Annotated in this window: 37 protein-coding genes; 27 read left to right on the top strand and 10 right to left on the bottom strand. The window is 62.7% G+C overall.

Translation table 11 applies throughout. The features are described 5' to 3' along the window. Positions 1-136: 136 nt before the first annotated feature. Positions 137-355, bottom strand: a complete 219-nt coding sequence (locus EN824_RS15780; protein WP_127278408.1) for a hypothetical protein — start codon at positions 353-355, stop codon at positions 137-139. A gap of 365 nt (positions 356-720) precedes the next feature. Between EN824_RS15780 and EN824_RS15775 the strand changes: the two genes are divergently transcribed. From EN824_RS15775 to EN824_RS15760, 5 genes are all read left to right on the top strand, one after another. Then, positions 721-990, top strand: coding sequence for a hypothetical protein (locus tag EN824_RS15775; protein WP_135881196.1), 270 nt, complete (start codon positions 721-723; stop codon positions 988-990). Further along, the gene (locus EN824_RS15770; RefSeq protein WP_127278406.1) at positions 987-1,235 is read left to right on the top strand and encodes a hypothetical protein; all 249 of its coding nucleotides are present in this window, start codon (positions 987-989) and stop codon (positions 1,233-1,235) included. Before EN824_RS15775 ends, EN824_RS15770 begins: the two co-directional genes overlap by 4 nt. 47 nt (positions 1,236-1,282) lie before the next feature. Next, complete coding sequence (locus tag EN824_RS35250) at positions 1,283-1,420, top strand: hypothetical protein (protein WP_167498789.1); 138 nt, start codon at positions 1,283-1,285, stop codon at positions 1,418-1,420. Between the two features lie 94 nt (positions 1,421-1,514). Beyond that, on the top strand, positions 1,515-1,733 hold the full coding sequence (locus EN824_RS15765; protein WP_127278405.1) for a hypothetical protein: 219 nt from the start codon (positions 1,515-1,517) through the stop codon (positions 1,731-1,733). Positions 1,734-1,818: 85 nt separating this feature from the next. Then, positions 1,819-2,436 carry an NAD(P)H-dependent oxidoreductase gene (locus tag EN824_RS15760; RefSeq protein WP_127278404.1) on the top strand — a complete coding sequence of 206 codons (618 nt, stop codon included), beginning with the start codon at positions 1,819-1,821 and terminating at the stop codon, positions 2,434-2,436. 41 nt (positions 2,437-2,477) lie between these two features. On the opposite strand, the gene EN824_RS15755 is transcribed toward EN824_RS15760, so the two are convergent. Then, complete coding sequence (locus EN824_RS15755) at positions 2,478-2,873, bottom strand: Kazal-type serine protease inhibitor (RefSeq protein WP_135932465.1); 396 nt, start codon at positions 2,871-2,873, stop codon at positions 2,478-2,480. A gap of 582 nt (positions 2,874-3,455) precedes the next feature. Between EN824_RS15755 and EN824_RS15750 the strand changes: the two genes are divergently transcribed. The 3 genes from EN824_RS15750 (at position 3,456) to EN824_RS15740 (ending at position 4,827) form a co-directional block, all read left to right on the top strand. Continuing rightward, positions 3,456-3,668, top strand: coding sequence for a cold-shock protein (locus tag EN824_RS15750; protein WP_006202520.1), 213 nt, complete (start codon positions 3,456-3,458; stop codon positions 3,666-3,668). A gap of 319 nt (positions 3,669-3,987) precedes the next feature. Further along, positions 3,988-4,200 carry a cold-shock protein gene (locus EN824_RS15745; RefSeq protein WP_008877668.1) on the top strand — a complete coding sequence of 71 codons (213 nt, stop codon included), beginning with the start codon at positions 3,988-3,990 and terminating at the stop codon, positions 4,198-4,200. A gap of 192 nt (positions 4,201-4,392) precedes the next feature. After that, the gene (locus EN824_RS15740) at positions 4,393-4,827 is read left to right on the top strand and encodes a BA14K family protein (protein WP_127869750.1); all 435 of its coding nucleotides are present in this window, start codon (positions 4,393-4,395) and stop codon (positions 4,825-4,827) included. 103 nt (positions 4,828-4,930) lie between these two features. On the opposite strand, the gene EN824_RS15735 is transcribed toward EN824_RS15740, so the two are convergent. From EN824_RS15735 to EN824_RS15725, 3 genes are all read right to left on the bottom strand, one after another. Beyond that, positions 4,931-5,569, bottom strand: coding sequence for an MBL fold metallo-hydrolase (locus tag EN824_RS15735; RefSeq protein WP_135932464.1), 639 nt, complete (start codon positions 5,567-5,569; stop codon positions 4,931-4,933). 137 nt (positions 5,570-5,706) lie between these two features. Then, positions 5,707-6,024 (bottom strand): hypothetical protein, encoded by a 318-nt coding sequence (locus tag EN824_RS15730; protein WP_127278400.1) that lies wholly within the window; start codon positions 6,022-6,024, stop codon positions 5,707-5,709. A 145-nt stretch (positions 6,025-6,169) separates the two neighbouring features. Further along, positions 6,170-7,063, bottom strand: coding sequence for a branched-chain amino acid aminotransferase (locus tag EN824_RS15725; RefSeq protein WP_135932463.1), 894 nt, complete (start codon positions 7,061-7,063; stop codon positions 6,170-6,172). Between the two features lie 261 nt (positions 7,064-7,324). On the opposite strand from EN824_RS15725, the gene EN824_RS15720 reads away from it, so the two are divergent. The 6 genes from EN824_RS15720 (at position 7,325) to EN824_RS35955 (ending at position 12,424) form a co-directional block, all read left to right on the top strand. After that, the gene (locus EN824_RS15720; protein ID WP_167531318.1) at positions 7,325-7,858 is read left to right on the top strand and encodes a MarR family transcriptional regulator; all 534 of its coding nucleotides are present in this window, start codon (positions 7,325-7,327) and stop codon (positions 7,856-7,858) included. Continuing rightward, positions 7,845-8,564: a response regulator transcription factor gene (locus tag EN824_RS15715; protein ID WP_127869752.1), complete on the top strand. Its 720-nt coding sequence runs from the start codon at positions 7,845-7,847 to the stop codon at positions 8,562-8,564. The genes EN824_RS15720 and EN824_RS15715 overlap by 14 nt, the downstream gene beginning before the upstream one ends. A gap of 100 nt (positions 8,565-8,664) precedes the next feature. Next, positions 8,665-10,080: an ATP-binding protein gene (locus EN824_RS15710; RefSeq protein WP_127279699.1), complete on the top strand. Its 1,416-nt coding sequence runs from the start codon at positions 8,665-8,667 to the stop codon at positions 10,078-10,080. A 259-nt stretch (positions 10,081-10,339) separates the two neighbouring features. Further along, positions 10,340-11,362 carry a glycosyltransferase family 1 protein gene (locus tag EN824_RS15705; protein ID WP_127869753.1) on the top strand — a complete coding sequence of 341 codons (1,023 nt, stop codon included), beginning with the start codon at positions 10,340-10,342 and terminating at the stop codon, positions 11,360-11,362. A gap of 173 nt (positions 11,363-11,535) precedes the next feature. Beyond that, the gene (locus tag EN824_RS35960; protein WP_245520988.1) at positions 11,536-11,991 is read left to right on the top strand and encodes a hypothetical protein; all 456 of its coding nucleotides are present in this window, start codon (positions 11,536-11,538) and stop codon (positions 11,989-11,991) included. Next, the gene (locus EN824_RS35955) at positions 11,978-12,424 is read left to right on the top strand and encodes a hypothetical protein (protein ID WP_245520987.1); all 447 of its coding nucleotides are present in this window, start codon (positions 11,978-11,980) and stop codon (positions 12,422-12,424) included. The genes EN824_RS35960 and EN824_RS35955 overlap by 14 nt, the downstream gene beginning before the upstream one ends. A 24-nt stretch (positions 12,425-12,448) precedes the next feature. On the opposite strand, the gene EN824_RS15695 is transcribed toward EN824_RS35955, so the two are convergent. From EN824_RS15695 to EN824_RS15685, 3 genes are all read right to left on the bottom strand, one after another. Further along, positions 12,449-12,808 carry a tRNA-binding protein gene (locus EN824_RS15695; RefSeq protein ID WP_127869754.1) on the bottom strand — a complete coding sequence of 120 codons (360 nt, stop codon included), beginning with the start codon at positions 12,806-12,808 and terminating at the stop codon, positions 12,449-12,451. A gap of 16 nt (positions 12,809-12,824) precedes the next feature. Further along, the gene (locus tag EN824_RS15690; RefSeq protein WP_127280605.1) at positions 12,825-13,325 is read right to left on the bottom strand and encodes a YbjN domain-containing protein; all 501 of its coding nucleotides are present in this window, start codon (positions 13,323-13,325) and stop codon (positions 12,825-12,827) included. 318 nt (positions 13,326-13,643) lie between these two features. Next, positions 13,644-13,946 carry an accessory factor UbiK family protein gene (locus tag EN824_RS15685; RefSeq protein ID WP_127280606.1) on the bottom strand — a complete coding sequence of 101 codons (303 nt, stop codon included), beginning with the start codon at positions 13,944-13,946 and terminating at the stop codon, positions 13,644-13,646. A 160-nt stretch (positions 13,947-14,106) separates the two neighbouring features. Between EN824_RS15685 and EN824_RS15680 the strand changes: the two genes are divergently transcribed. The 9 genes from EN824_RS15680 to EN824_RS15640 all read left to right on the top strand — a co-directional run bounded on the left by EN824_RS15680 (position 14,107) and on the right by EN824_RS15640 (position 20,930). Then, complete coding sequence (locus EN824_RS15680) at positions 14,107-14,364, top strand: type II toxin-antitoxin system ParD family antitoxin (protein ID WP_127869755.1); 258 nt, start codon at positions 14,107-14,109, stop codon at positions 14,362-14,364. Next, the gene (locus EN824_RS15675) at positions 14,361-14,663 is read left to right on the top strand and encodes a type II toxin-antitoxin system RelE/ParE family toxin (protein ID WP_210212434.1); all 303 of its coding nucleotides are present in this window, start codon (positions 14,361-14,363) and stop codon (positions 14,661-14,663) included. The genes EN824_RS15680 and EN824_RS15675 overlap by 4 nt, the downstream gene beginning before the upstream one ends. 130 nt (positions 14,664-14,793) lie before the next feature. Continuing rightward, complete coding sequence (locus EN824_RS15670) at positions 14,794-15,036, top strand: BrnA antitoxin family protein (RefSeq protein WP_135867479.1); 243 nt, start codon at positions 14,794-14,796, stop codon at positions 15,034-15,036. A gap of 126 nt (positions 15,037-15,162) precedes the next feature. Then, on the top strand, positions 15,163-16,023 hold the full coding sequence (gene lgt / locus EN824_RS15665) for a prolipoprotein diacylglyceryl transferase (RefSeq protein WP_127280609.1): 861 nt from the start codon (positions 15,163-15,165) through the stop codon (positions 16,021-16,023). Next, positions 16,020-17,108 carry a class I SAM-dependent methyltransferase gene (locus EN824_RS15660; RefSeq protein ID WP_135932462.1) on the top strand — a complete coding sequence of 363 codons (1,089 nt, stop codon included), beginning with the start codon at positions 16,020-16,022 and terminating at the stop codon, positions 17,106-17,108. The genes lgt and EN824_RS15660 overlap by 4 nt, the downstream gene beginning before the upstream one ends. Before the next feature lie 103 nt (positions 17,109-17,211). Then, positions 17,212-18,006, top strand: a complete 795-nt coding sequence (gene pgeF / locus EN824_RS15655; protein WP_127869759.1) for a peptidoglycan editing factor PgeF — start codon at positions 17,212-17,214, stop codon at positions 18,004-18,006. Then, positions 18,006-19,157: a Xaa-Pro peptidase family protein gene (locus EN824_RS15650; RefSeq protein WP_127278812.1), complete on the top strand. Its 1,152-nt coding sequence runs from the start codon at positions 18,006-18,008 to the stop codon at positions 19,155-19,157. The genes pgeF and EN824_RS15650 overlap by 1 nt, the downstream gene beginning before the upstream one ends. Positions 19,158-19,200: 43 nt before the next feature. Continuing rightward, positions 19,201-19,839, top strand: a complete 639-nt coding sequence (locus EN824_RS15645; protein WP_135932461.1) for a hypothetical protein — start codon at positions 19,201-19,203, stop codon at positions 19,837-19,839. Positions 19,840-19,994: 155 nt separating this feature from the next. Continuing rightward, complete coding sequence (locus tag EN824_RS15640; RefSeq protein ID WP_019860650.1) at positions 19,995-20,930, top strand: ribose-phosphate pyrophosphokinase; 936 nt, start codon at positions 19,995-19,997, stop codon at positions 20,928-20,930. A 23-nt stretch (positions 20,931-20,953) separates the two neighbouring features. On the opposite strand, the gene EN824_RS15635 is transcribed toward EN824_RS15640, so the two are convergent. Beyond that, a complete protein-coding gene (locus EN824_RS15635) occupies positions 20,954-21,850 on the bottom strand; it encodes a helix-turn-helix transcriptional regulator (RefSeq protein ID WP_127278810.1) in 897 nt (298 codons plus the stop codon). 139 nt (positions 21,851-21,989) lie between these two features. Here EN824_RS15635 and EN824_RS15630 point away from each other — a divergent pair, with 139 nt between their 5' ends. Continuing rightward, positions 21,990-23,231 (top strand): MFS transporter, encoded by a 1,242-nt coding sequence (locus EN824_RS15630; protein WP_167531308.1) that lies wholly within the window; start codon positions 21,990-21,992, stop codon positions 23,229-23,231. 72 nt (positions 23,232-23,303) lie between these two features. Here EN824_RS15630 and EN824_RS15625 read toward each other — a convergent pair whose 3' ends face one another. Next, positions 23,304-24,161, bottom strand: coding sequence for an alpha/beta hydrolase (locus EN824_RS15625; protein ID WP_127278809.1), 858 nt, complete (start codon positions 24,159-24,161; stop codon positions 23,304-23,306). 153 nt (positions 24,162-24,314) lie between these two features. Here EN824_RS15625 and EN824_RS15620 point away from each other — a divergent pair, with 153 nt between their 5' ends. The 3 genes from EN824_RS15620 (at position 24,315) to pth (ending at position 26,382) form a co-directional block, all read left to right on the top strand. Then, positions 24,315-24,743, top strand: coding sequence for a MarR family transcriptional regulator (locus tag EN824_RS15620; RefSeq protein ID WP_127278808.1), 429 nt, complete (start codon positions 24,315-24,317; stop codon positions 24,741-24,743). Positions 24,744-24,979: 236 nt separating this feature from the next. After that, a complete protein-coding gene (locus tag EN824_RS15615) occupies positions 24,980-25,621 on the top strand; it encodes a 50S ribosomal protein L25/general stress protein Ctc (protein WP_135867490.1) in 642 nt (213 codons plus the stop codon). Positions 25,622-25,644: 23 nt separating this feature from the next. Next, positions 25,645-26,382 (top strand): aminoacyl-tRNA hydrolase, encoded by a 738-nt coding sequence (gene pth / locus EN824_RS15610; RefSeq protein WP_127869760.1) that lies wholly within the window; start codon positions 25,645-25,647, stop codon positions 26,380-26,382. Positions 26,383-26,393: the final 11 nt, after the last annotated feature.

The following is a 26,393-nucleotide window of genomic DNA, read 5'->3' as shown; positions in this document are numbered from 1 at the left end:
CCGCACCCGCCGCTCTTCTCTGATCTCTGTTGATGGGACACCTGCCGTGTTTTCGCGCCTGCCCGCGATCTAGGCCATCGGCGCGGCACGTTCAAGGCTTTGCTTGGTTCTGGGCCCTACATCGCCGCGAAAGCGGTCAGACCAGGCGGTTGGTCTCGGCAACCTGCCTGGCCCGCCTGACGGTGCCGTCGGTGTCGGAGATCGTACGCCTTGCCGCCTCGTCGCTTCTGATGGTCAGCCGCGCCGACTGGACGGCCATCGGCTTTCCAGCGGCGCCATTGGCGTATGTGGCGATTGGCTTGACGATCGGATTGATCGCCACCGTCTTCCCTTTCGAGGTTCTGACTGAAACCATGATTTTATCCTTTTCAGAAAAAATAAAAAGTACGGGCGTCAAGGAAAAACTCGGCATGTTTCCAAGAAACTTTTAGAAATATCTTGAACCATAACGGAATTGTTCGAAAGTTTATAGAGGCCTATTTTTCTATCCGAGGCGGGTAATTCAACAATTCTTCTTGAAGAGAGCGCAAAGTTGAGCTATATGGGAGATATCGTTTGGGCCAGAATTGGCATCTCGCGGCGTCGGAGGTTTCGACCCGCCAATCTCATTCCAAATTGCCGGTACTGGACGCGCGGCACATTCGTCGTGTCCCCGCTTTTTTGCTCTCAGACCGCTGTTTACGTGACGCCACGAGGCGGGGAAATATCAAGGCCAGGACAATGCCGGACCGCACCACCCGCTCCATCGCCCATTTCACCGCACCGTTCGTGCTCGGTGGCCTGGAAGGACAACTGCCGGCTGGCGACTACGACATCGATCACGACGAAGAGTTGATCGATGGCATGTCGCGGCTTGCCTGGCGCCGCATCGCCACCTTCATCCATCTGCCGGCAAGGGCGATGAACAACCCGCCCACCAGCCAGCTTGTCGCCATCGACTACATGGACCTCGAAACCGCGCTGATGCGCGACCGGGAGAATGCAGCATGATCCGTTTCCAACAGAATGCGCGTCCGCGCACCGACACGCCCTCGCATCTCTTCGCCATCGGCCAGACCGTGCGCATGAAAAGCCGGACCGGCCTGCTCAGCAAGACCGCGGAACTGTTCGAGATCAAGAGCAGGCTGCCGGTCAAGGACGGTTCCCCGCAATACCGTATCCGCAGCGAGCAGGAGACCCACGAACGGGTCACCACGGAAGACAATCTCGAACTGGCCGACAATCCGGTCACCTGAGCGGAAAGCCAGCCGACACGCCCAGCCAACGCGCATCAGGAGCAGTCATGTCCAAGGGTCAGCAGCGAAGCAATCGCGAGGTGCGCAAGCCGAAGAAGGACAAGGTGGTGGCCAAGCCTGCCTCCCCGTTCGGCTCGTCGGTCAAGCAGGCGGAGAGCGGCTTGAAGCCGAAGTCCAAGGGTTGATAGCCCGAGCGGCGCTGAGTGCGCACACCCGCTGCCGTGAGCAGACAATGGACTGACGCAACATGCTCACGCAATATTCCGCTCGGAGGCTTGCTTGAACTTTGTAATCGAATTCTACCGGTCGCGCGACACCGAGGAAGCGACGCTCGACAAGGTGTCGCTGGAGGCGCCGACCCTGCGTGCGGCGCTGCAATGCGCCACCGCGCTGTTCCACAGCCTGTCCATGCCGCAAACCCCCGACCGCCTGCGCATTTCCGACGAGCACGGCAGCGAGTTTTATGCAGGACCCGCCGATGGGGCGTATCCTGCCTAGGCAGCCATGTTTGGATCTCGCCCGCCGCGCAACCGCAAGCGCCTTGTGACGTTGAGCGTGCACAACCCTATGCAGGAGTTCCGCAATGCCCCTTGCCGCCTTTGCCATCAATTGTTCGCTGAAAGCTTCCGGCGACAAGGAAAAATCGTCCACGGACAAGATCATCGCCGATCTGCTCGCAGCGCTCAAACCGCATGGCGTGAAGGGCGAGGTCGTGCGGGCTGTCGATCACGACATCAAGCCCGGCGTGCTCTCCGACATGGGCAAGGGCGACGACTGGCCTGGCCTGCGAGAAAAGATTGTCGCCGCCGATATCTTCATCCTCGGTCTGCCGATCTGGTTGGGCCAGCCGTCAAGCATCGCCAAGCGCGTCATGGAACGCATGGACGCCTTTCTCGACGAAACCGACGACAAGGGCCGTATGCCGGCCGCCGGCAAGGTGGCGCTGGTGGCGATCGTCGGCAACGAGGACGGCGCGCATCACTGCCACGCGGAATGCTTCCAGGCGCTGAACGACGTCGGCTTCACAATCCCCGCCAATGGCGGCGTCTACTGGGTCGGTGAAGCCATGGGCGACGTCAACTATGTCGACCTGCCGAAGACTCCCGACAAGGTCGCCGAAGCCATCGAAATGGCGGCTTCAAACGCCGCTCATCTGGCCGGCCTGCTCAGGACGAAGGCTTATGTCGGCGTGGAAGAATAACTGCAATTTCCGCTTCTTCGACAAGGAGGGAAGGTAAGTTCTCAGCACGGCCCTTCGCCGACGATGCGATAGTCCGAGGCGCGGGCCTCGCAGGCGTTGGGGAAGGTGCGCATCTCGCCATGCCGGCGGCCGCACACCGGCGCGTATTCGCGGGTGCAGAAGGCCTGCTGGCCGCCACCACCACCATCGCGGCAGGGGCCATCGCGCACAATGCGGTAACCCGCCCTGCCGGCAAGGCAGGCATTGGCGAAGGTCTGGCGATCGTCGCCGCGCCGGGCGCAGACCGGCTCGTACTGCTTGGTGCAGAATTGCGGTTCGGGGCGCGGCGGACGCGGGCGCGGTCCGTCATCGACGACGACCGTACAGGCGGCAAGAATTGCCGACAGGAACAGGACGCTAAAACCCTGCCGTGAAAAGATTGCCGCAAGCAACCTCATGATCGTCTCTCCCTCGATCCCCGTCCCGGTGCATACCGCCCAAGACTGCCTGGCGGTTCGCTGACAATGATATCGCTCAAAACAAGATTTAGATCAGTCGCCAATGGCATGATCCTCGCCATTCCACTGCCGATTGCAACCCCGCCCGCGGCCTCTATCGGGAAATGACAGCGGGATCGGTCGGGTCCCGCCGCGTCGCCGGCAATCATCGCTTCTGGCCCATGCATGACCGGGGCTGTGGGCCGATGACCCCTCGGCCAACGAAGCCTATCTGCGGCCGGTCGACGCTTTGATCGGTCGATTTATGCGTCGGGATGCGCCCATGGCGGCGGCCCGCGGCGCTATCTTGCAACCTTCACGTTTCCGTGCGATAAATTCTGTGTTCGGGCATTTGCGACCCGGAGAGCGGAACGTTTTGGACGACCTTTCCCCGATACTGTGAATCTCTGACGGCCCCGTTTTTCGGCGGGGGGTTTGACCATGCGCCAATGCATGACTGCCGAAAGCAACCACCAGGAACTGCCCTCGACGCCAGGTGGCGGGCAGGACCACCAAGACTGAACGGGTGAAGGAGTTTCCCCAATGGCCCAGACCGGCACCGTTAAATTCTTCAATGCAACCAAAGGCTTCGGTTTCATCACGCCCGACGGCGGCGCCAAGGACGTGTTCGTCCACATTTCAGCGATCGAGGCCTCGGGCCTGCGCACGCTCGTCGACGGCCAGAAGGTCACCTTCGACGTCGAGCCGGACCGCATGGGCAAGGGCCCGAAGGCGGTCAACCTGCGCGCAGCCTGAGCGATCGGCGCACCGCACGTCCCAGGCGGATAAGCGAACGAGGAGCTTGACCAGCACCTGGGCAGGCAGACAGATTTTTGAAAGGCGCGGCGGTTTTCGCCGCGCCTTTTTCATGTCAGCAGTGCAGCATGAACGCATGTTACGGCAAGTTCATCCGGGTCCCGGCCAATGACGCGCATCATAACAAGCACTTAAAGCGCGGCGGGCTTTAAGTGCCCGCAAAACTTTCTCTTGCCGATGACGCTAAAATAAAGGACAAATTTCCTCTCGGGCATTTGCCGGCCCGAGACTGGAGTTTATGGGATCAAAGGAGCTTCCCATGCCGCAGACCGGCACCGTCAAATTCTTCAACCATGCCAAGGGCTTCGGCTTCATCACACCGGATGATGGCGCGAAGGATGTCTTCGTGCATATTTCGGCCGTGCAGGCGTCGGGTCTTCCCGGTCTCGAAGATGGGCAGAAAGTGACATTCGACACCGAGCCGGACAAGCGCGGCAAGGGACCCAAGGCCGTCAACCTGTCGGTCGGCTGAGCCGGCTTCGGACGACGCCGGCTCCGGCAGGTCAGGTCCGCGCCCCGAGGGTGCGGCTGTTGATGCCGTGAAAGAATGCGCGTGGTCAAAATTTCGTTCAGCCCCCGTTCAGCCACGGTCTCATATTAGTCACTGGCAAAGCCGGACCGTATCCCCTGCAGACCTGCACGGCCCGGTACGAAGGAGACCAAGATGAACCGCATTTTCAAGACAGCCGTGCTGTCCGCCGCCGTGGTCGCCACCACGCTGGGGACCTTTTCGGCAGCCAATGCCGATGACTGGCGCCGTTGGCACCATCACGGCCATGGCAATGGCGACGCTGTGGCAGCCGGCGTTCTCGGCCTTGCCGCCGGCGCGCTGATTGGTGGCGCATTGGCCAATGACCGGCCGCCGCCCGATTCCGACCGTTATTACGATGACGGTTACTACGATCGTCAGGTGCTCGTGCGCCCGGCTCCGGTCCGCCGCTACTATGTGGAACCGCAGGTGGTCTATGCCGACCGCTACGCTGAACCCTGGACGCGCGGCTGGTACGAGTATTGCTCGGATCGCTACCGCACCTTCAATTCCCGCACCGGCACCTTCACCGGCAGCGACGGCGAACAGCATTTCTGCACCGCCAACTGAGGCTTCCCTGCCCCAAACAAAAAGCGCTGACCGCAAGGCCGGCGCTTTTTTTGTTGTCGGCTTGTTGGGCTTTCGAACCCAGGGCGGTCCAGACCTCATTCATTCAGGTCAAAAATGGATTGGTCCGCCGTTCCTCGCCGAAGCGCCCGCCGGGGCCATGGCCGCAAATGAAGCCGATGTCGTCGCCGAGCGGCAACAGCTTGTCCTTGATCGAGGCGATGAGTGCCGCATGGTCGCCGCCCGGCAGGTCGGTGCGGCCGACCGAGCCGCGAAACAGCACGTCGCCGACATGGGCGAATTTGGCGGCGCGGTTGTAGTAGACGACATGGCCGGGCGCGTGGCCGGGGCAATGCAGCACCTCGAACACATGGCCGCCAAACGACACAGTTTCCCCTTCTGCAAGGAACCGGTCGGGCACGCAATTGCGCACGCCGTCGATGCCGTAGCGCCTGCCCTGGTTTTCCAGATTGTCGAGCAGCATCTTGTCGGCTTCATGCGGGCCGATGATCTCGATGCCGAGCGCCTCCTTCAACTCCATGGCGCCGCCGGCATGGTCGATATGGCCATGCGTGATCCATATCGCTTCGGCGGTGATCGCATTGTCCTTCAACACCGCCAGCACCTTGTCGATGTCGCCGCCGGGATCGATCACCACGCCGTGCTTGTCGTCCATGTCGAACAGGATGGTGCAGTTCTGCTGGAACGGAGTGACCGGCACGATACCGGCATTGAGCTGACCCATGATCGTCCTTTCGCTGTGTCAGCGATCATGTAGAGGCATCGGCCAAGACCGTCCACGTCCGGAAGGTCAAACAGTGCGTGTCCAAAAAGAAATGGGCGGCCGAAGCCGCCCATTTTGCCAGCCCGAGATTGGCAGGCTTACTTTTTCATGGCGCCCATGACCGCGCCGAGAATGCCGGTCAGGATCGCGCCGCCGCCTGCGCCACCGACGATGTTCTGCAGGTTGAGCGCGCTGCCCAGGCCGCTGGTGGCCGCCGCGGCTGCGTCAGGAGTGATCGCGCCACCGCCGAGCAGGCTGCCGAGGATCGCCGCGCCGCCGACGCCGCCGATGGCTCCGCCCAGGATTTTGGGAAGCTGACCCATCGCCGCCGTCTTGATCGCCGCGCCGACCGCCTGACCACCGATAATGCCTGTAATGATCTGAATGATGATCGGAAGAAGCGTGTTCATGTCCATATGATTAGTCCCTCCATAGCTGCCAGCCTCCCGGGCCGACACCATCATGAGACGCCGAATTGGACGAAAGTCAAATGCACAAACGCTTAAATAAAAGGGGCGGCCTGAAAACCGCCCCTGCTTGCGAGAAAAGCTGTGACTATCGTTATTCTGCGGCAATCGCATGCTTGGGTTGAACGGCCATAGAATAGTCGTTCATGAGATTCTTGGCGATCTCGCCGACCTCGAATCGGTAAGGGCCGATCTCCGAAACCGGGGTTACTTCCGCTGCCGTTCCGGTCAGGAAGCATTGCTCGAAGCCTTCCAGTTCTTCCGGCAGGATGGCGCGCTCGATGACCTCCAGGCCGCGATCCCTGGCCAGGCCAATGACCGTGCGGCGGGTGATGCCGTCGAGGAAGCAGTCGGGCTTGGGCGTGTGGATCTTGCCGTCCTTGACGAAGAAGATGTTGGCGCCGGTCGCTTCCGCGACCTGGCCCCGCCAGTCGAGCATCATGGCGTCGGCGTAGCCCTTGGCCTCGGCGGCATGCTTGGACATGGTGCAGATCATGTAGAGGCCGGCGGCCTTCGACCGCGACGGCGCCGTGCGCGGGTCGGGCCGGCGCCATTCCGCCACATCGAGACGGATGCCCTTCAGCTTCTGCGCCGGATCGAAATAGCTCGGCCACTGCCAGATGGCGATGGCGACGTTGATGCGGTTGTTTTGCGCCGAAACGCCCATCTGCTCGCTGCCGCGCCAGGCGATCGGCCTGACATAGGCGCCCTGGAAGCCCTGCTTCTTCAGGAGCGTGGTCGAGGCATCGTTGAGCTCGGCCACCGAATAGGGAATCTTGAAGCCGAGCAGGCGCGCTGATTCATGCAGCCGCTCGGTATGCTCGTTGAGCTTGAAGATCTCGCCGCCATAGGCGCGCTCGCCCTCGAAGACCGCGCTGGCGTAGTGCAGGCCATGGGTCAGCACGTGGATCTTGGCGTCTCCCCACGGTACGAACTCGCCATTCATCCAGATGAAGCCGTCCAGTTGATCGAAAGGAACGGATGCCATGGTAACCTCCCGCGGACAACGGCCCGCATATCTCAGTGTCGTTGCGTGTTCTTTTTTGGCCGCGCCAGGTGATTGGAGACGCCGGCCGGTGTCTCGAAGCGTAAGCGGATAATCGCGCCCTGGCAAACTCAGGAAGTTCCGGAAAAACCGGCCTGCCTTGCCTTTTCGTTCGCAATCCGCCCAAAAGCTTGTCAAAAATTACCATTGCAGGGAAATTACGTCAATAGTACTGACATAATCTCCCGTTCCCATGGAGAAATGATGACGGATAAAAGCCCAGCTGCCGGAAAACCGATCAGGACCGCGATCACCAGCGAGGACGGCATCGACTTCGCCATCATCGAACTCTTCTTCTTCGCCTATCGCGACTTCACCTCCGATCCCGATCAGATCCTGGCCGATTACGGCTTCGGCCGCGCCCACCACCGCGTGCTGCATTTCGTCAACCGCCGGCCGGGCCTGACCGTCGCCGAACTGCTCGACGTGCTGAAGATAACCAAGCAGAGCCTGGCGCGTGTGCTCAAGCAATTGATCGACACCGATCACGTCGTGCAGTTGCAAGGCCCGCGCGACCGCCGCCAGCGCGAACTTTATCCAACGGCCAAGGGCCGCGCGCTGGCGCTGGCGCTGGCGCGGCCACAGTCGCGCCGCATCCATGCTGCATTGGAAGATTCCGGCGCCGCCGAACGGACCTTGGTGGAACGCTTCCTCGAAGCGATGGTCAATCCGGAACTGAGAGCTCAGATCGACGTTGGGTCCGCAAAAATGTCAGGAAAAAGCCATGGAGAGCACTGAGAGGATCGACCAGGCGGCCGCACCGGACGACGACGCACCGCATCTGCTCGTGGTCGACGACGACACCCGTATCCGCAATCTTCTCAAGCAGTATCTGACCGAAAACGGCTTTCGCGTCACCGTCGCCGGCAATGCCGGCGAGGCCCGCCGCAAGCTCGCCGGTCTCGACTTCGACCTGCTTGTGCTCGATGTCATGATGCCTGGTGAAACCGGCGTCGACCTGACAAAGTCGTTGCGCGCCGAAAAGAATGTGCCGATCCTGATGCTGACGGCCCTGTCGGAGACCGACAGCCGCATTTCCGGGCTCGAGGCCGGCGCCGACGACTATTTGCCAAAGCCCTTCGACCCGCGCGAGTTGATCCTGCGCATTAACAACATCTTGCGCCGGGGCGGCCCGGCGGCGACGCCCAAGGTCGAACAGTTGGTGTTCGGTCCCTACACATTCCAGATCGCCAGGCGCGAACTGAAGCGCGGCGGCGAAGCGCTTAAGCTGACCGACCGCGAACAGGAGATCCTGGCGATCTTCGCCGCGCGCGCCGGCGAAACCATCCCCCGCCACGAGCTGGTCGGTGACGATTCGGAAGTCGGCGAGCGCACCATCGACGTCCAGATCAACCGGCTGCGCCGCAAGATCGAGCGCGATCCGTCCAACCCGGTCTGGCTGCAGACCGTGCGCGGTATTGGGTATCGGCTCAGCGTGGAATAGAATGCCGGCGGCGGCTCAAGTGCATGATCCCGAAAACTGGGAACCGGTTTTCGGAAAGATTATGCTCCAACAAAGAGTTAGCCGCGGATGAAAAGAGCCAATGGCGACCACGGAACTGGAACAGCCGGACAATGACGGCCTGAGCGCACGCGCCACGCGGACGTTCAAGGCGGTGCCGCGCATCTGGAACCGGTTCTGGCGTCTCGTTTCGCTTTACATGCCCAAGCGCCTCTATGCGCGCTCGTTGATCATCGTCATCGCGCCGATGATCCTTTTGCAGTCGGTCGTCGCCTTCGATTTCATGGAACGTCACTGGGCAACCGTGACGCAACGCCTGTCGCAGGCCACCGTGCGCGACATCGCCGCCATCATCGACCTGATCGAGACCTATCCGCACGACGCCGACTACGCCAACATCATCCGCATCGCGCAGGACCGCATGCAGCTCAAGGTCGACCTCCTGCCGCCCGATCCATTGCCGCCGCCCGGTCCAAAACCGTTCTTCTCGATCCTCGACGATGTTCTCTCCGCCGAAATTACCCGCCAGATCAACCGCCCATTCTGGATCGACACGGTCGGCAATTCCAACATCGTCGAGGTCCGCGTCCAGCTCGAAAACAAGGTGCTGCGCGTCTTCGTGCGGCGCAGCCAGGCCTATGCCTCCAACACCCATATCTTCCTGATCTGGATGGTCGGTACCTCGCTGGTGCTTCTGATGATCGCCATCCCCTTCCTGCGCAACCAGATCCGGCCGATCTTGGCGCTTGCCGAGGCCGCCGAGAGCTTCGGCAAGGGCCGGCCGATGCCGCGCGATTTCCGCCCGCGCGGGGCCGAGGAGGTGCGCCGCGCCGGCTTTGCCTTCATCCAGATGCGCGAGCGCATCGAGCGCCAGATCGAGCAGCGCACGGCCATGCTGACCGGTGTGAGCCATGATCTCAGAACCATCCTCACCCGCTTCAAGCTGCAGCTGGCGCTGGCCGGCGGCAAGGCCGAGACCAAGGCGGCGCTGGACCAGGATATCGAGGACATGCAGTCGATGCTGGAAGGCTATCTCGCCTTTGCCCGCGGCGAGGCCTCGGAGGATCCGGGACGTTTCGATCTCGAAGCCTATTTCCAGAAGCTCGGCGAGGAAGCGGGGTTGCGCAAATGCAAGCTGTCGACGACGCTTTCCGGCGATCCGACCGTGCATGTGCGGCCGAACGCCTTCGCGCGGCTCTTGTCCAACGTCATCGGCAATGCCTTCCGCTATGCCAAGACGGTGGAGGTCACCGCCAATCATGGCCGCGGCTCGCTTCTGGTCACCATCGACGACGACGGCCCGGGCATCCCTCCTGACAGGCGGGAAGACGTCTTCAAGCCCTTCGTGCGGCTCGACGAGGCCCGCAACCTCGACGCCAGCGGTACCGGGCTCGGCCTCTCGATCGCCCGTGACATCGCCCGCAGCCATGGCGGCGACATCACGCTCGACGACAGTCCGATGGGCGGCCTGCGCGCCGTGATCAAGGTTCCGGCCTGACTTCTATTTGACTAACTGAGTATGATCTTGCCTGAAAAACGGTTTCGACTTTCCGGGGGCGCGGTCTGCTTCATCCGCCCGTCATGAAACCATGGTCAAGAGCGCGCATGAAGCGCGCGACCGCACTTGATTCGTCCTTGCCGCCTCACTTCGACCCCGTGCCCGCCAGGGTGCGCTGGAGCGAAGCGAGGGCGGCCGCATGGTCGCCGTTCCGGTATCGTTTCAAGGCAACCGCAGACCTCCGAAGCAAAGGGCCGCCATGCGCATATTGATGGTCACCGACGCCTGGCGCCCGCAAGTCAACGGCGTCGTCCACACGCTGGAGCGGCTCACCGAGACTCTGAAGTCCTTCGACGTCGCGGTCGAGTTCCTGACCCCGAACATCTTCCGCACCCTGCCCTTGCCGACCTACCCCGACATCCGCCTGGCGCTGACCACGCCCGGCCATGTCGCGCGCCTGATCGACGGCTACAAGGCCGACCATATCCACATCGTCACCGAAGGGCCGCTGGGCATCATGGCGCGGCGCTATTGCCGCAATGCCGGCCGGCCGTTCACCACCAGCTATCACACCCGCTTCCCCGAATATCTCAGTGCCCGCCTGCCGGTGCCGGAGAGCTGGGCCTATCGCTGGCTGCGCGATTTCCACAATTCAGGCCAGGGCACGCTGGTCGCCACCCAGTCGCTCGCCGACGATCTTGCCGCGCGTGGCTTCAACAAGTTGAGGCCGTGGACGCGCGGCGTCGACACCGATCATTTCCGGCCAGACAAAAGGAAGGACCTCGGTTTCCCCGGACCGGTTTTCCTGTGCGTCGGCCGAGTCGCCATCGAAAAGAACCTCTCCGCCTTCCTCGATCTCGACCTGCCCGGCAGCAAGGTGATCGTCGGCGAAGGTCCCGAGCTTGCCAAGCTCAAGGCGAAATATCCGAAGGCGCATTTCCTCGGCCATCGTCCCAATGACGAACTGGCCGAAATCTATGCCTCGGCCGACGTCTTCGTCTTCCCCAGCCGCACCGACACCTTCGGCAACGTCATCATCGAGGCGCTGGCCAGCGGCACGCCGGTCGCCGCCTATCCGGTGACCGGGCCGATCGACATCGTCGGCGACGGTTTTGGTGGCGCGGTGTCGAACGATTTGCGCGAGGCGGCGCTTACCGCACTCAACGTCAGCCGCGACCAGGCCCGCGAGCGCGCCATGCGCTACAGCTGGAAGGCCTGCGCGGAAATGTTCCTCGACGCGGTTGAGGAAGCATTGGGAACGACACGCAAGCTGGCGGCCTGATAGAGCCGGCGCATAGGATGCGGTGAAGTTCAGGTCAGGTCAAACACGCTCCTTGCGAGAGCTTGTGCGACAGTTGCTTGCGGTGCATTATTCGGTGTGTGTAGTTCGTTGCGGGATTGACGCCGATTTCTACGCTGGACGACGTGCCTGCAGTATCATCGAAGCGTCGCGTCTTGCGCATCGGCAAGACCGTTGCGAGGGTGTTCGGCTATTGCCGCGCGAATGCCTGGCCGCTCTTCGTGGCCGCCTGGTTTCCCTGCTTTCTGACAACGCTTTGTCTGGCGGTGCTTGCTCTTGTTCTTTTTGCCGATCCGGGGAAGGCGCCAACTTGGCTTCTATCGCGGGGCTTTGACCCCAGGACTTGGCTTTCCGCGATTGTCGCCGCGCCGTTCTCGGCGATGGTCCTTGCGTTCGTTCTGGACCGTATGGGAAATGCGCCCGAGCATGGCCGGGTCGTCGTTCGGCGCGGCATTGAGAGTGTCAAGCGCTTCGCTATCCCGGGCGTGCGCTTTGAGCTCGACCGGCGGATTCTTTTGGCCGCCCTGCTTCTCGCAGCCATCCAGCTGTTTTGCGGCTTTGCGGTCGCCGGCGAGCACAGACTGCTTTGCCGGCCTGATGGCCACACATGACCTGCCGCTCCGCCCCGAGGACGTCGCGCCTTGGGTGTCGGCGATGGGCGCCTTCAACCTCCTCGCGGGTGGTTTCGTCCTTGGCTGGACATATCTGTTTGTCGGCGATTTTCTGTGGACGGGATCGTTTGATCCAATCGGCTGCTGGCGTGCGCTGGACGGCAATCTTCTGCGTTTCACCGCCATAATGTTCATCGTTCTGGCAATAGTTGCCATACTCAAATATGGACTGGCCCTGGCCGGAGCTTTGATCCTGATTCCCGCGGATGGCGCGTCGCCTTCCTTCTTGACCCTTATGATGATCCATTTCGGACTGGCCTGGCCGTTCGACGTCCTGCATCTCGTGCTCTCAGCTGCAACGGTCGGAACCATTCTCGGCGCGTTCCGGCCTCGAGCTGTCGCTTCAATCCAGCCGGCTGCAGCACCACCATGATGACGCTTGCCGGGGCTTCCTGATCTAGAATAGCCGCCCGCCGTCCGGCACCTTGCGTTCGATGGCGCCCAACACCACGGCGCCCTCTTCATCGGGAAAACCGAGCGTCAGCACTTCCGACATGAACGGGCCGATCTGGCGCGGCGGGAAATTGACCACCGCGAACACCTGGCGGCCGATCAACGTTTCCGGCGTATAGTATTTGGTGATCTGCGCCGACGACTTCTTGACGCCGATGGCGGCGCCGAAATCGATCTTCAGCTTGAAGGCAGGCTTGCGCGCCTCCGGAAACGGTACGGCCTCGATGATCGTGCCGGCACGGATGTCGACACGATCGAAATCGGCGAAGCTGATTTCGGGCTTGCGCTCGTTGCTTGAACTCATCTCGAACGCGTCTTGCTCAGGCGTTGCCGAAGGTCTCGAACAGCACGCCGGCGAGCGCGTCCTTGGCCGAGGTTCCCGACCAGACGACGAACTGGAAAGCCTGGAAGTAGCATTCGCAGGCTTCCAGCGCCGAGGACAAAAGCACCTCGACCTGCTGGCTCGAGGGTTCCACCCCGCCGGCGAGCAGCAGCGACTGGCGGAACATGATGGCGCCCTCCTGCTCCCAGAGGTCGAAATGGCCGAACAGCATCTGTTCGTTGATCAGCGACAACAAACGCATCACTTCCAGCGTGCGGGTTTCCGGCACCTTGATGTCGAAGGCGCAGGCCAGATGCAGCGCCTCGAAATCTTCCATCCACGAGAAGGAGACGTGATAGTCGGTCCAGCTGCCGGCAACCGAGATCGAGATTTCGTCGTCGCCGGCCCGTTCGAAGGACCAGTCATTGTTGTGGGCCACCTGCTCGATCACATCCACGGGATGGATTTCGCGGGAAAATTCGAGTTCGAGAAGGTCCATGGAATGCTTCCTGTGTTCAGGGGAGCGCCACACGCTCCGCGGGGCACACACGACGAACAATCTTGTCTAGAACTCGGACGGCCGGGACTTCTCAACGCAAAGACCCCAGACCGGACCCCACCGCCCGGCGGCATGACCCTGCTCCGAATCATGCAACAAATTCAGTCTATTGATCGGGAGTCGCGTGAACAGCCCAATTTTTCGCACTGCGTCATTCGCATGTGGAAAGGTGCCTGTCACAAAGAGTCACGCAATGCCGGTAAGCGATTCACGGCAAAGCGATTTTCAGGCTGGTGCTTTGTGGAAAAGTTTAACGAATTATTTTTTCGGCTTGGGCTTCGCCGGAGCCGCAGGTGTGGCCTGACCGGTCAGTTCGGCGATCCTGGCCTCGAGCGCCTCGATGCGCTCGGCAAGCCTGCCGTTCTCTTCTCTCGCCTTGGCGGCCATCTCGCGCGCGGCCTCGAACTCCTCGCGCTGCACGACATCCATGGAGTTGAGGATGCGCTCCGCCTGGCCCTTGAAGGCCGTTTCCACCTCGCGCCGCACACCTTGAGCGGCACCGGCGGCATCGGTCATCAGCTTGGCGAATTCATCGAGAATGCGGTTCGGTCCGGTCGACATGGCAAATCCTCGCTTGCTTGATTTGAGTTAGTGGTGCAGCGCGCCGAATGCAAGAACGTTGAGGCCGGTGCGGCATCACGTCGGCGCCAACCTCCCAAACGACTGGTAAGTCGCGCCAATAACTATTATTGTTTTGGAGGGAATATGCAGGAGCACCACCATGGCCATTAGCGCGGATTTGGGCACCCGGCTCGAAGACATCGTCAACCAGCTTGTCAACACAGGGCGCTACAACTCGAAGAGCGAAGTGCTGCGCGAAGGTGTTCGCCTCGTCGAAGAGCGCGAGAAACGCCTTGCGGCTCTCGATGCGGCTCTCGCCAAAGGCCTTTCAGACGCTGATGCTGGGCGCGTAAAGGCGGTTGACGAAGTGTTTGACCGCTTGGAGGCCAAGTACAAGGCAATGGCAGCCAAAAAGTGAAGCGGCTGGTCTTAACCGATCAGGCGGAGGCGGACCTTGAAGCCATTGGCGATTATATCGCGATGGACAACCCATTTCATGCCGTGACATTCGTGCAGGAATTGCGCCACGATTGTATGGAATTGCGCACCATGCCGGAGCGATATCCACTCTTTGAACACCATCGATCTTCCGGCATTCGGCGGCGTCCTCACGGCAACTATCTGATTTTCTATCGCGTTGGCGTAGAAACCGTTGAGATATTGCACATCCTGCACGGCTCAATGGACCTTAGAGCAATTCCGTTCCCGGATAACTGACGGATCGATACCCGAGCATGGACCGGCTTTCGAACGGCTCCTTCTGTACGGCATGGCGTCAATTCGCGTAGTGTGCTGTTTTTCTCACGACCTGCATCGAGCATGAGTCGCTTCCAATCAGGGTCACCCAATGGCAACGCCCCCGCGCCGACCGACAAATGCGATGGAAGCCGCCGAAGCTGTCTTCAAGCCGGTCAAGAAGCCGGCCGCGGCCCCGCCTCGCGAACCCTTCACCGCTCCCAATGTCCGCGAGCTTGTCTCGATCAGGATCGACCGGGCCGTGCTCGATCATTTCCAGGAAGATGGTCCCGGCTGGCAGGATAGGATCAACGACGCCTTGCGTGAACTGGTGTCCGCCAAGCCCAGGGGTTGAGCACGCCCACCCGGCGACGGAGCTGGGAGCGATCCTGTTCACGGACCATGGACGGCCGTGACCTTGCCTTGACCCTGCCAAAACCCTGCCGCATGGTCCGCGCCGATCGCAACCGAGAGCTCCCCGTTGAACGAATATTTCCTGCTGCCGCTGGCGTCGCTGCCTTTCCCGAACATCAACCCGATCCTCGTCCAGATCGGGCCGCTGGCGGTGCACTGGTACGGCATCGGTTACATCGTCGGCATCCTGTTTGCCTGGTGGTATGCCAAGCGGCTCGCGGCAAATCCGAAACTCTGGCCCGACGGCGTCCTGCCGATGAAGCCGGAGGATCTCGACGATTTCATCGTCTGGGCGGCCATCGGCGTGGTTCTGGGCGGCCGCACCGGCTATGTCCTGTTCTATGACCTGGCGCGCTATATCGCCCATCCGCTCGATATCTTCGCCGTCTGGCAAGGCGGCATGTCCTTCCATGGCGGCCTGCTCGGCGTCATCCTCGCCATGACGCTGTTTTCCATGAAGCGCGGCATCCGCACATGGTCGCTGTTCGATGTCGTGGCAGCCGGCGTGCCGGTCGGCCTCGGCCTCGTGCGTGTCGCCAACTTCATCAACTCCGAACTCTGGGGGCGGCCCACCGATGTGCCCTGGGCGATCGAATTCCCCAATGGCGGTCCGTTCACCCGCCATCCGAGCCAGCTCTACGAGGCCCTGCTCGAAGGTCTGGTGCTGTTTGTCGTGCTGCGCATCCTCACCCATTCGCGTCTCAAGCTGAAGACGCCGCGCTTTGTCGGCGGCGCCTTCATCTGCGGCTACGGCCTGTCGCGCATCTTTGTCGAGTTCTTCCGCGAACCCGACCAGCAGCTCGGCTATCTCCTCGCCACCAACTGGCTGACCATGGGCATGATCCTGTCGACGCCGATGGTGCTGGCCGGCATTTGGGCGATGGCGACAGCCAAGCCGGTGACCCAAGCACAACCGCAGGTGACATGACGCGACTGAAATCCCGCATCGTCGACCTGATCGAGGCGGTGGGCCCGATGCCCGTCAACCAATACATGGCGCTGTGCCTGTTCGATCCGCGCGACGGTTACTACACGACCCGCGAACCGTTCGGCGCGGCCGGCGACTTCATCACCGCGCCGGAGATCAGCCAGATGTTCGGCGAGCTCGTCGCCGTCTGGCTTTACCAGGCCTGGACAGCAATCGGCCGGCCGATGCCGGTCACCATCGCCGAGATCGGCCCCGGCCGCGGCACGCTGATGAAGGACATGCTGCGCACCTTGTCGCGGCTCGATCCGGCCTTGGCCGATGGCGCCGCGTTCGCCATGGTCGAGACCAGCCCGCGCCTGACGGAAGTCCAGAAACAGACGCTCGGCGAGACACCATTCGATGTTTCCTGGCACGAGATCATCGACACGCTGCCGCGGCAGCCGCTGCTGATCGTCGGCAACGAAGTGTTCGATGCCGTGCCCATCCGCCAGTTCCTCCGCGCCGGCGCCGAATGGCGCGAGCGCATGGTCGGCCTGGACGAGGCCGGCAATCTCTGCTTCTTCGCCGGCGCCGGCTCGGTCGACCCGACGCTGCTGCCCAGGGATGCGGGCGACGCGCCGCAAGGCGCGATCGTCGAAGTCGCGCCCGCCCGCACCGCACTGATGGCGGCCATCGCCGAGCGCATGGCCAGCGACGGCGGCGCCGGACTATTCCCCGACTACGGCCATCTGCGGCCTGGTATCGGCGACACGCTGCAGGCCTTGCGCCGGCACAATCATGAAGATGTGCTGGCCAATCCCGGCGAGGCCGACCTCACCTCGCATGTCGATTTCGCCGCTCTTGCGGCAGTCGTGCGCGCGCATGGTCTCGACGCCCATCTGTCGACGCAGGGCGATTTCCTGCTCGGGATGGGCATTCTGGAGCGCGCCGGCCAGCTGGGCGCCGATGCCGGCCAGGCGGCACGCGACAGGATATCCAATGCCGTCGAGCGCCTCGCCGGCCCGCAAGCGATGGGCGAGTTGTTCAAGGTGCTTGCCATCATGCCGCGTGGTATCTCCGTCAGGCCCTTCGCCACGGCGGATTGACTTTTTGCCGCTGCCCCTCCCAATCTCCCGTCCGGTAAGAGAGCGGCCGGACCGCCGGCTGCTTTTCCTTGACGAAACCGCCCACACGGACAACAACGCCCACATGCTCAATCAGACCAAACCGGATCCCGTTCGGTCGCCGCTGCTGGACAAGGCGCAGGCACAAGGCATCCGCCACGGCTATTTCACCCGCAATGGCGGCGTCTCCACCGGCATCTACCAGGGCCTCAACATCGGCACCGGGTCGGATGACGACCAGGCGCTGGTGGCCGAGAACCGGGCCCGTGTCGCCGCCTGGATGGGCGTGCCCGCAAGCCATCTCCTGACCGCCTGGCAGATCCATTCGCCCGACGTCGTCATCGCCAGGGAACCATTCGCGGGCGAGCGGCCCAAGGCCGATGCCATCGTCACCGACCGGCCCGGCATCGCCATCGGCGCCTCGACCGCCGATTGCGGCCCGGTTCTGTTCGCGGATGCCGGCGCGCGCATCATCGGCGCGGCGCATGCCGGCTGGAAAGGCGCTTTCACCGGCGTGCTCGAAAACACCATTGCCGCCATGGAGAGCCTCGGCGCCCGTCGCGAAAACATCATCGCCGTGCTCGGCCCTTCGATCGGCCCCGACAATTACGAAGTGGGGCCGGAATTCGTCGCCCGCTTCGTCGAGGCCGACAGCGAAAATGCCCGGTATTTCGTGCCTTCGGCACATGCCGGCCATTCGATGTTCGACCTCGCCAGTTACACGGTCGACCGGCTGGCCAGGGCCGGCGTGACGGCCGAGGGTCTCGGCCGCTGCACCTATGCCGAGGAAGATCTGTTTTACTCCTACCGGCGCACCACGCACCGCAAGGAGCCCGATTATGGCCGGCAGGTTTCGGCAATCGTTTTGGAGAAGATATAATGGCGCTGCATTTTGAACGATCGGAATTCGACGCGCGGCGCGACCGGCTGATGATCGAGATGGCCGAGAAGAAGCTCGACGCCATGCTGCTGTTCGCGCAGGAAAGCATGTACTGGCTGACGGGTTACGACACGTTCGGCTTCTGCTTCTTCCAGTGCCTGGTGGTGAAGGCCGACGGCTCCATGGTGCTTCTGACCCGCTCGGCGGACCTTCGCCAGGCGCGCAACACCTCGATCATCGACAACATCGTGCTGTGGACCGACCGCGACGGCGCCAATCCGGCGGTCGACCTGCGCAACCTGCTCAACGAACTCGACCTGCTCGGCGCCCGCATCGGCGTCGAATACGACACCCACGGCCTGACCGCCTATAATGGCCGCCGCCTGGACGAGCAGTTGCAGACCTTCGGCCAGATCGCCGATGCCTCGGGCATCGTCGGCCGGCTGCGCTTGTTCAAGAGCCCGGCCGAGGTCGCCAAGGCGGAAAAGGCCGCCAATCTCTCCGACGACGCGCTGGACGCGGCCCTGCCGCTGATCAAGCAGGGCGGCGACGAGGCCCTGATCCTGGCCGCCATGCAGGGCGCGGTCTTCGCCGGCGGCGGCGACTACCCGGCCAACGAGTTCATCATCGGCTCCGGCGTCGATGCGCTGCTGTGCCGTTACAAGGCCGGCCGCCGCAAGCTCACCAAGAACGACCAGCTGACGCTCGAATGGGCCGGCGTCTTCCATCACTACCATGCGCCGATGATGCGTACCGTGCTGACCGGCAAGGTGTCCAAGCGCCATCAGGAGCTGTTCGACGCCGCACGCGCCGCGCTTCTGGCCGTCGAAAAGGCGATGACACCCGCAAACACCTTCGGCGACGTGTTCGACGCCCACGCCCGCACCATGGAATCGCACGGCCTGACCAAGCATCGGCTGAACGCCTGCGGCTATTCGGTCGGCGCCCGCTTCACGCCGTCCTGGATGGACATGCCGATGTTCTATCAGGGCAATCCCGAGCCGATCGCGCCGAACATGACGCTGTTTGCCCACATGATCATCATGGATTCCGAGACCGAGACCGCGATGACGCTTGGCCGCACCTACCTGACCACCGAATCCCAGCCGAAGCCGCTGTCCCGCCATGATCTCGACTTGATCGTGCAGTGAATCCATAATGGGAGGCGTTCTTCGCCAAGGAGTTAGAAGGCAAATGAGACGATCGCACGTGACGACCGTGTCATTGCTTGTGGCATTGGCTTTGACTGCCTGCACCAACGCAAAGGACGTTCTCGAACCCTCCGCCATCACCCCGCCGGCAGCCTCGGCACAGCCAGCACCCGCCACGCAAGGCAGCGCCGCCGCGACCGTTCCCGCCCCCCCGCCATCGACGGCCGCGCAGGCCTCCACGACCGCGGGCGCACCCGCCGCCTCGCCCGTCACCTCCGCCCAGGCCGCCGCGATCCTGTCGAAGACCCGGCTGCAGATCGCGCCGATCGTCGGCGCTTCGGTGGACGCCGCCACGCCGCTGACGGCGGAACTGCAGACACGCGCCAAGCAGCGCGGCATCACTCTGGCCGGCAGCCAGGACCAGACCGCGACCCATGTGCTCAAGGGTTACTTCTCGACGATGACGGAGGGCAAGGACACCACCGTCATCTATGTCTGGGACGTCTACGACCCCTCCGGCAACCGGCTGCACCGCATCAACGGCCAGATGAAGGCGCCTTCGACCGGTTCCGGCGGCAGCGCGGCCGACAGCTGGAAGTCGGTCTCGCCAGCCACCATGCAGGCGATCGCCGACCAGACCATCGATCAGTTTACGGCCTTTCTCAGCGGCAAGGCGAGTTGAGGTGTTGCCAGCCGGTGATGCCGAACAGCTTTCTTAGGCTTAGCCGGCGGATTCGCGATCACGGCGCTTGCAATAGCCGCGCGGGCCGCTAAAAGCCCGGTTAAAAGGCGCAGGAGAGTCTGTTGGGGCTCTCCTTCCTCCACCAGGAACGGTGCATGAAACTCTTCGCAGGCAATTCCAACAGGGTGCTGGCCGAAGCGGTCGCTCGCTATCTCAACATCCCGCTGGGCAAGGCCAGTGTCAGGCGCTTCGCCGACCAGGAAATCTTCGTCGAAATCCAGGAGAATGTGCGCGGCGAGGATGTCTTCATCCTGCAGTCGACCTCGTTCCCGACCAACGATCACCTGATGGAACTGCTCATCATGATCGACGCCTTCATGCGCTCCTCGGCCAAGCGCATCACGGCGGTTATCCCCTATTTCGGCTATGCCAGGCAGGACCGCCGCGCTTCCGGGCGCACGCCGATCTCGGCCAAGCTGGTCGCCAACATGATCACACGCGCCGGTGTCGACCGGGTTTTGACGCTGGATCTCCATGCCGGCCAGATCCAGGGTTTCTTCGACATTCCGACCGACAATCTGTTCTCGGTGCCGGTCATGGCCCGCGACGTGAAGGCGAAATACAAGCAGCTCGGCAATGTCGTGGTGGTGTCGCCCGATATTGGCGGCGTGGTACGCGCCCGCGCGCTGGCCAAGCGCTTCGACGCACAGCTCGCCATCGTCGACAAGCGCCGCGAGCGTCCGGGCGAATCGGAAGTCATGAACATCATCGGCGCGGTCGCCGGCAAGGATTGCCTTTTGATCGACGATATCGTCGATTCCGGCGGCACGCTGTGCAATGCCGCCGATGCGCTGCTCGCCAACGGCGCCACCAGCGTCACCGCCTATATCACCCATGGCGTGCTGTCGGGCGGCGCGGTCGCGCGCATCAGCGGCTCGAAGCTGCAGGAACTGGTGATCACCGATTCCATCCAGCCGACGCAAGGCGTGCTCGACGCGCCCAACATCCGCGTCATCTCGATCGCCGACCTGATGGGCGAGGCGATCTCGCGCACGGCGACCGAGGAATCGGTGTCGAGCCTGTTCGACTGAAAGCCAGTTAGCCCTGCGGCCAGTTACCCCTGAGGCAAGGCCGATGGCGTCGGCGCCTCCAGCCGGGCCGGGGCTCGCCGCATGCCTTCGCCGGCATCGCGCGCGCCGCGCATATAGCCGCGCGGCGAGGAGCCGAGCATGCGCTTGAACATAGTGATGAAGGCCGGCACGCTGTCATAGCCGAGATCGAGCGCCACCCTAGTGATCGGCTCGCCATCGGCGAGCCTCGGCAAGGCCGCGAACAGGCAGGCCTGCTGGCGCCACGTCGACAGCGACAGGCCGGTCTGGCGCTGGAAGGCGCGCGTGAAGGAGCGCCGGCTCATGCCGACAGTATCGGCCCATTCGTCGATCGTCGCGTGCGGCGAGGGTGCGGCGACGAAACGCCTGCAGAGCGCCGCCAGCTTGGGATCGGACGGGAACGGCAGGCCGAGCGGCCGCTCCGGCAATTGCGGGATCTCGTGCAGGAGCAGGTTCATGATCAGGCCGCCGCGTCCCTCCAGTTCGCCGCCTTGCGGCAGCTTCTCGGATTCCACGATCAGGCTGTGCATCAGGTCGGTGATGCCGACGACGCGCATGCCCTCCGGCAGGCCCGGGATCGCCTGCGGCATGACATAGACCGAGCGCATCGACACATCGCCCAGCATCTCGACGGAATGTTCGATACCGGCCGGAATCCACATCGCATGGTCGGGCGGCACCATCCAGCGCCCATGCCGCGTCGTTACCAGCACGACGCCGACCAGCGCATGCAGCAACTGGCTGCGGCTGTGGTGGTGGTGCGGCACGTGGTAGCCGTCCGGATATTCCGTCGGCAACACCACCGCCGGCCCGACCGCCTGCTCGAGCCACTGCCAACGCAGCCCGTGCAATTGCCCGAGATCGGTGTGGCCGGCGCCGAAAATCTCCCTGGCTTTTGGCATTCGGTATGGCCCACTTGCGAAACTATTGGACCAAACCACGAAAGAAGTCGCTTGGCAACCGGACTATAAGGCTGCCTGCGGGAAGCGCCCGCCACGTCGCCTGCGGGAACAACCCGCCAAAAAGACTACGGAGCCTATCTTGACCGATACGACAGCCACCAGCGTCGCGCCGCCTGCGACCGCCAGTCACGCTTCAGCCCAGGCGACGGCCTTCACCGTCATCCTGGCGGTGAGCCTGTGCCACTGCATCAACGACATCATGCAGTCGCTGCTATCGGCCATTTATCCGCTTCTGAAAGACAATTACGGCCTCGACTTCTGGCAGATCGGCCTGTTGACCTTCACCTTCCAGGTGACGGCATCGCTACTGCAGCCGATCATCGGCGCGGTCACCGACAAGCGGCCGATGCCTTATTCGCTGCCCTGGGGCATGGCGTCCTCGCTGATCGGCCTGGTCGTGCTGGCCTATGCCGGGCACTACTACCTGCTGCTGATCGGCGCCTCGCTGATCGGCATCGGTTCGGCGATCTTCCATCCCGAATCCTCGCGCATCGCCCGCTTCGCTTCCGGCGGCCGGTTCGGCCTGGCGCAGTCGCTGTTCCAGGTCGGCGGCAATTTCGGCCAATCCATGGGCCCGTTGCTCGCCGCCTTCATCGTCGTGCCCTTCGGCCAGACCAGCATTGCCTGGTTCGCCGTCGGCTCGCTGATCGGCATCGTCATCCTGTGGCAGGTCGGCGGCTGGTACAGCCGCCTGCGCGCCGCGCAAGGCAATCGCAGGACGGCAAGCTTCGTCTCGCCCTTCCCGCGCCGCAAGGTGATGTGGGCCTTGGGGGTACTGACCTTGCTGGTGCTGACCAAGAACGCCTACATCGCCAGCCTCGCCAGCTACTACACCTTCTACTCCATCCATAAGTTCGGCGTTTCGGTGCAGATGTCGCAGGTCATGCTGTTCCTCTTCCTCGGCTCCTCGGCGCTGGGCATCCTGCTCGGCGGTCCGTTCGGCGACCGCTATGGACAAAAGGCGATGATCTGGTTCTCGATCGTCGGCGTGCTGCCCTTCACGCTGGCGCTCCCCTACGCCAACATGGAATGGACGATGGTGCTGACCGTGCTGATCGGCCTCATCCTGTCGTCGGCCTTCTCCAACATCGTCGTCTTCGCACAGGAACTGGTGCCGGGCCGCGTCGGCACGATCGCCGGCATCTTCTTCGGCTTCGCCTTCGGCGTCGGCGGCATCGCGGCCGCGGTGCTTGGCGTCGTCGCCGACATGAAGGGCATCGATTTCGTCTTCCAGATCTGCTCCTACCTGCCGTTCCTGGGGCTGCTGACGGTGTTCCTGCCCAACATGAAGCAAGCTCGCAAGGCGCAAGCGGCCGCTTAAATCATCCGGGCTGTGTCCAGGCAAAGGCACCCGCCATATCGCGGGTGCCTTTTTCGTTCAGGCGGGAAGGTTTCAGGCCTTGAAGAAGGCCAGCAGGTCGGCGTTGATGACTGCGGCGTGGGTCGTGGCCATGCCGTGCGGGAAACCCTTGTAGACCTTGAGCTCGCCCTTCTTGAGCAGCTTGATGGTCAACAGCGCCGAGTCGGCGATCGGAACGATCTGGTCGTCATCGCCATGCATGACCAGCACCGGCACGTCGATCTTCTTGAGGTCCTCGGTGAAGTCGGTCTCCGAGAAGGCCTTGATGCAATCATAGTGCGCCTTGGTGCCGCCCATCATGCCCTGGCGGTACCAGTTGTCGATGACACCTTGCGAAACCTCGGCGCCTGGACGGTTGAAACCGTAGAACGGCCCAGTGGGAACGTCCACGTAAAGCTGGGCGCGGTTGGCGGCGACGCCGGAGCGGAAGCCGTCGAACACCTCGATGGGAAGGCCGCCGGGATTGGCCGGCGTCTTGAGCATGATCGGCGGCACCGCGCCGAGCAACGCTGCCTTGGCGACGCGTCCGCCCGCTCCATACTGGGCGACATAGCGCGCCACTTCGCCGCCGCCGGTCGAATGGCCGACATGGATGGCATCCTTGAGGTCGAGATGCGCGGCAAGTTCAGCCACGTCGGCGGCGTAGGTGTCCATCTCGTTGCCGACATCTGTTTGGGTCGAGCGGCCGTGGCCGCGGCGGTCATGGGCGATGACGCGGTAGCCCTGTGCCAGGAAGAAGAGCATCTGGGCGTCCCAGTCGTCGCTGCTCAACGGCCAGCCGTGATGGAAGACGATAGGCTGACCGGTTCCCCAGTCCTTGTAATAGATCTGCGTGCCGTCCTTGGTGGTGATCGTGCCGCTGCCTGAGCCTGATTTGGTCTGCGAGGTCATCTCAATCTCCGTTAAATTTGGTGTCGCGATAAACAATATCGCGATATCAATATTGCTAACGCAGCTTGATCCCCGTGTCCACAAAAAATATATATCGCGATATCATTTCTCGTGGTACATACTTGAGGCGCTTAATCGGCAAAGGACTGCGTCGTGCCTCTCCCGTTGGACAATCAGCTCTGTTTCACGCTCTACGCCACCAGCATGGCGATCAACCGCACCTACAAGCCGATGCTGGACGAGATGGGCATCACCTATCCGCAATATCTCGTACTCAACGCGTTGGGCGAGGCCGACGGCATGTCGGTCGGCGCGATCGCGCACAGGCTCGCTCTGGAATCGAGCACCGTCACGCCGCTGGTCAAGCGTATGGAACAGGCTGGCGTGGTGACCCGCCAGCGCAATCAGGCCGACGAGCGCCAGGTACAGGTCGACCTGACATCCGCCGGCCGCAAGCTGCTCGTCCAGTGCAATTGCCTGAACGAGACCCTGATCGAGCGCTCGGGCATGACGCTGGCCGAACTCGACGCCCTGAACCGGCAGGTCCAGGCACTGCGCGATGCGTTGAGCGGCGACCGGTAGCGACGGCTCTTCGGCCGCCGCTTGCACCTGGGACCACCTTCCGCTATAGAGCCGCCACCCGCGTAGACACCCTTGGAGGCAACGCGGCGGAAGGCTGCCTTCCCCTTGTGATCCCGAACAAAGATCCGCTCGCTGCGGTTTCCGGCATTCGGACATCGAGGTCCGGCGGCTTTCGACGTTTACGGCCTGGCACATCGCCAACCGTAGGCGCTCCATAACACGCGAAAGGAAAAGCCATGAGCCACGATACTTACGAGCTCAAGGCCGAAGCGCGCGAACAGGTCGGTAAGGGGTCCGCCCGAGCAGTTCGCCGCAACGGTAAAGTGCCTGCAGTAATTTACGGTGACAAGCAGCCTCCCCTGGCGATCGCGCTCACCTACAAGGACATCTTCTACAAGATCCATGGCGGCGGGTTCCTGACCACGGTCGCCACGATCGATGTCGACGGCAAGAAGATCCAGGTCCTGCCGAAGGACTTCCAGCTCGACCCGGTCAAGGACTTCCCGATGCATGTGGATTTCCTGCGCATCGGCAAGGACACGGAAGTCAATGTCGACGTGCCTGTCCACTTCATCAATGAAGACAAGTCGCCCGGCATCAAGCGCGGCGGCGTGCTCAACATCGTGCGTCACGAGGTCGAGTTCCACTGCCCGGCCAATGCGATCCCGGAATTCATCACCGTCGATCTCACCGGCGCCGACATCGGCGATTCGATCCATATCTCGGCGGTCAAGCTGCCGGCTGGCGTCAAGCCGGTCATCTCCGATCGCGACTTCACCATCGCGACCATTGCCGGTTCGGCGGCGATGAAGCCGGAGACTGAAGAGACGGCTGAGGTTGCGGCCCCCGAAGCGGCTCCTGCCGCCGAAGAGAAGTAACTCTTTCACGCCCGGAGCGGACGATGCCAGGGAAGACGGCGCTTGTCTTTGCAGGCCTCGGCAATCCGGGCGCGAAATATGCTGAAAACCGGCACAATGTCGGCTTCATGGCGGCGGACGCTATCGCCCGCCGCCATTCCTTTTCGCCCTGGTCGAAGAAGTTCCAGGGCCTGATCGCCGAGGGCACGCTCGGCGGTGAAAAGATCATCCTGATCAAGCCGCAGACCTTCATGAACCTGTCCGGCCAGTCGGTCGGCGAAGCGCTGCGCTTCTACAAGCTCGACCTTTCCGCCCTCACCGTCTTCTATGACGAGATCGATCTTGCCGAAGGCAAGCTGCGCATCAAGACCGGCGGCGGTGCCGGCGGCCACAACGGCATCCGCTCGATCGATGGCCATGTCGGCAACGCCTATCGCCGCGTGCGCATCGGCGTCGGCCATCCCGGCGTCAAGGAAATGGTCCAGCATCATGTGCTCGGCGATTTCGCCAAGGCCGACCGCGACTGGCTCGACCCGTTGCTCGACGCGATCGCCGACAACGCTGCCATGATCGTCAAGGGCGACGAATCCGGCTTCATGAACAAGGCCGCCCTTGCCGTACAGGGCAAGGCGGGCGCCGAACCGGAAAAGCCGGCGCAAAAACAGGCTCCGAAACAGCAAAGCCATGTCCGCCAGGCCCGCCCCCAGCAGGCGCCCGCCAAGTTGCCCGAGACCGGCCCGATGGCGGCGATGCTGAAGAAACTGTTCGGCAACAAGGACTGAGCCGCGGGACC

This window comes from Mesorhizobium sp. M8A.F.Ca.ET.181.01.1.1, from assembly GCF_004792025.1.
GTDB lineage: Bacteria > Pseudomonadota > Alphaproteobacteria > Rhizobiales > Rhizobiaceae > Mesorhizobium.
Note: the sequence above shows the minus strand (reverse complement) of the source record. Positions and strands in the feature narration are given on the sequence as shown.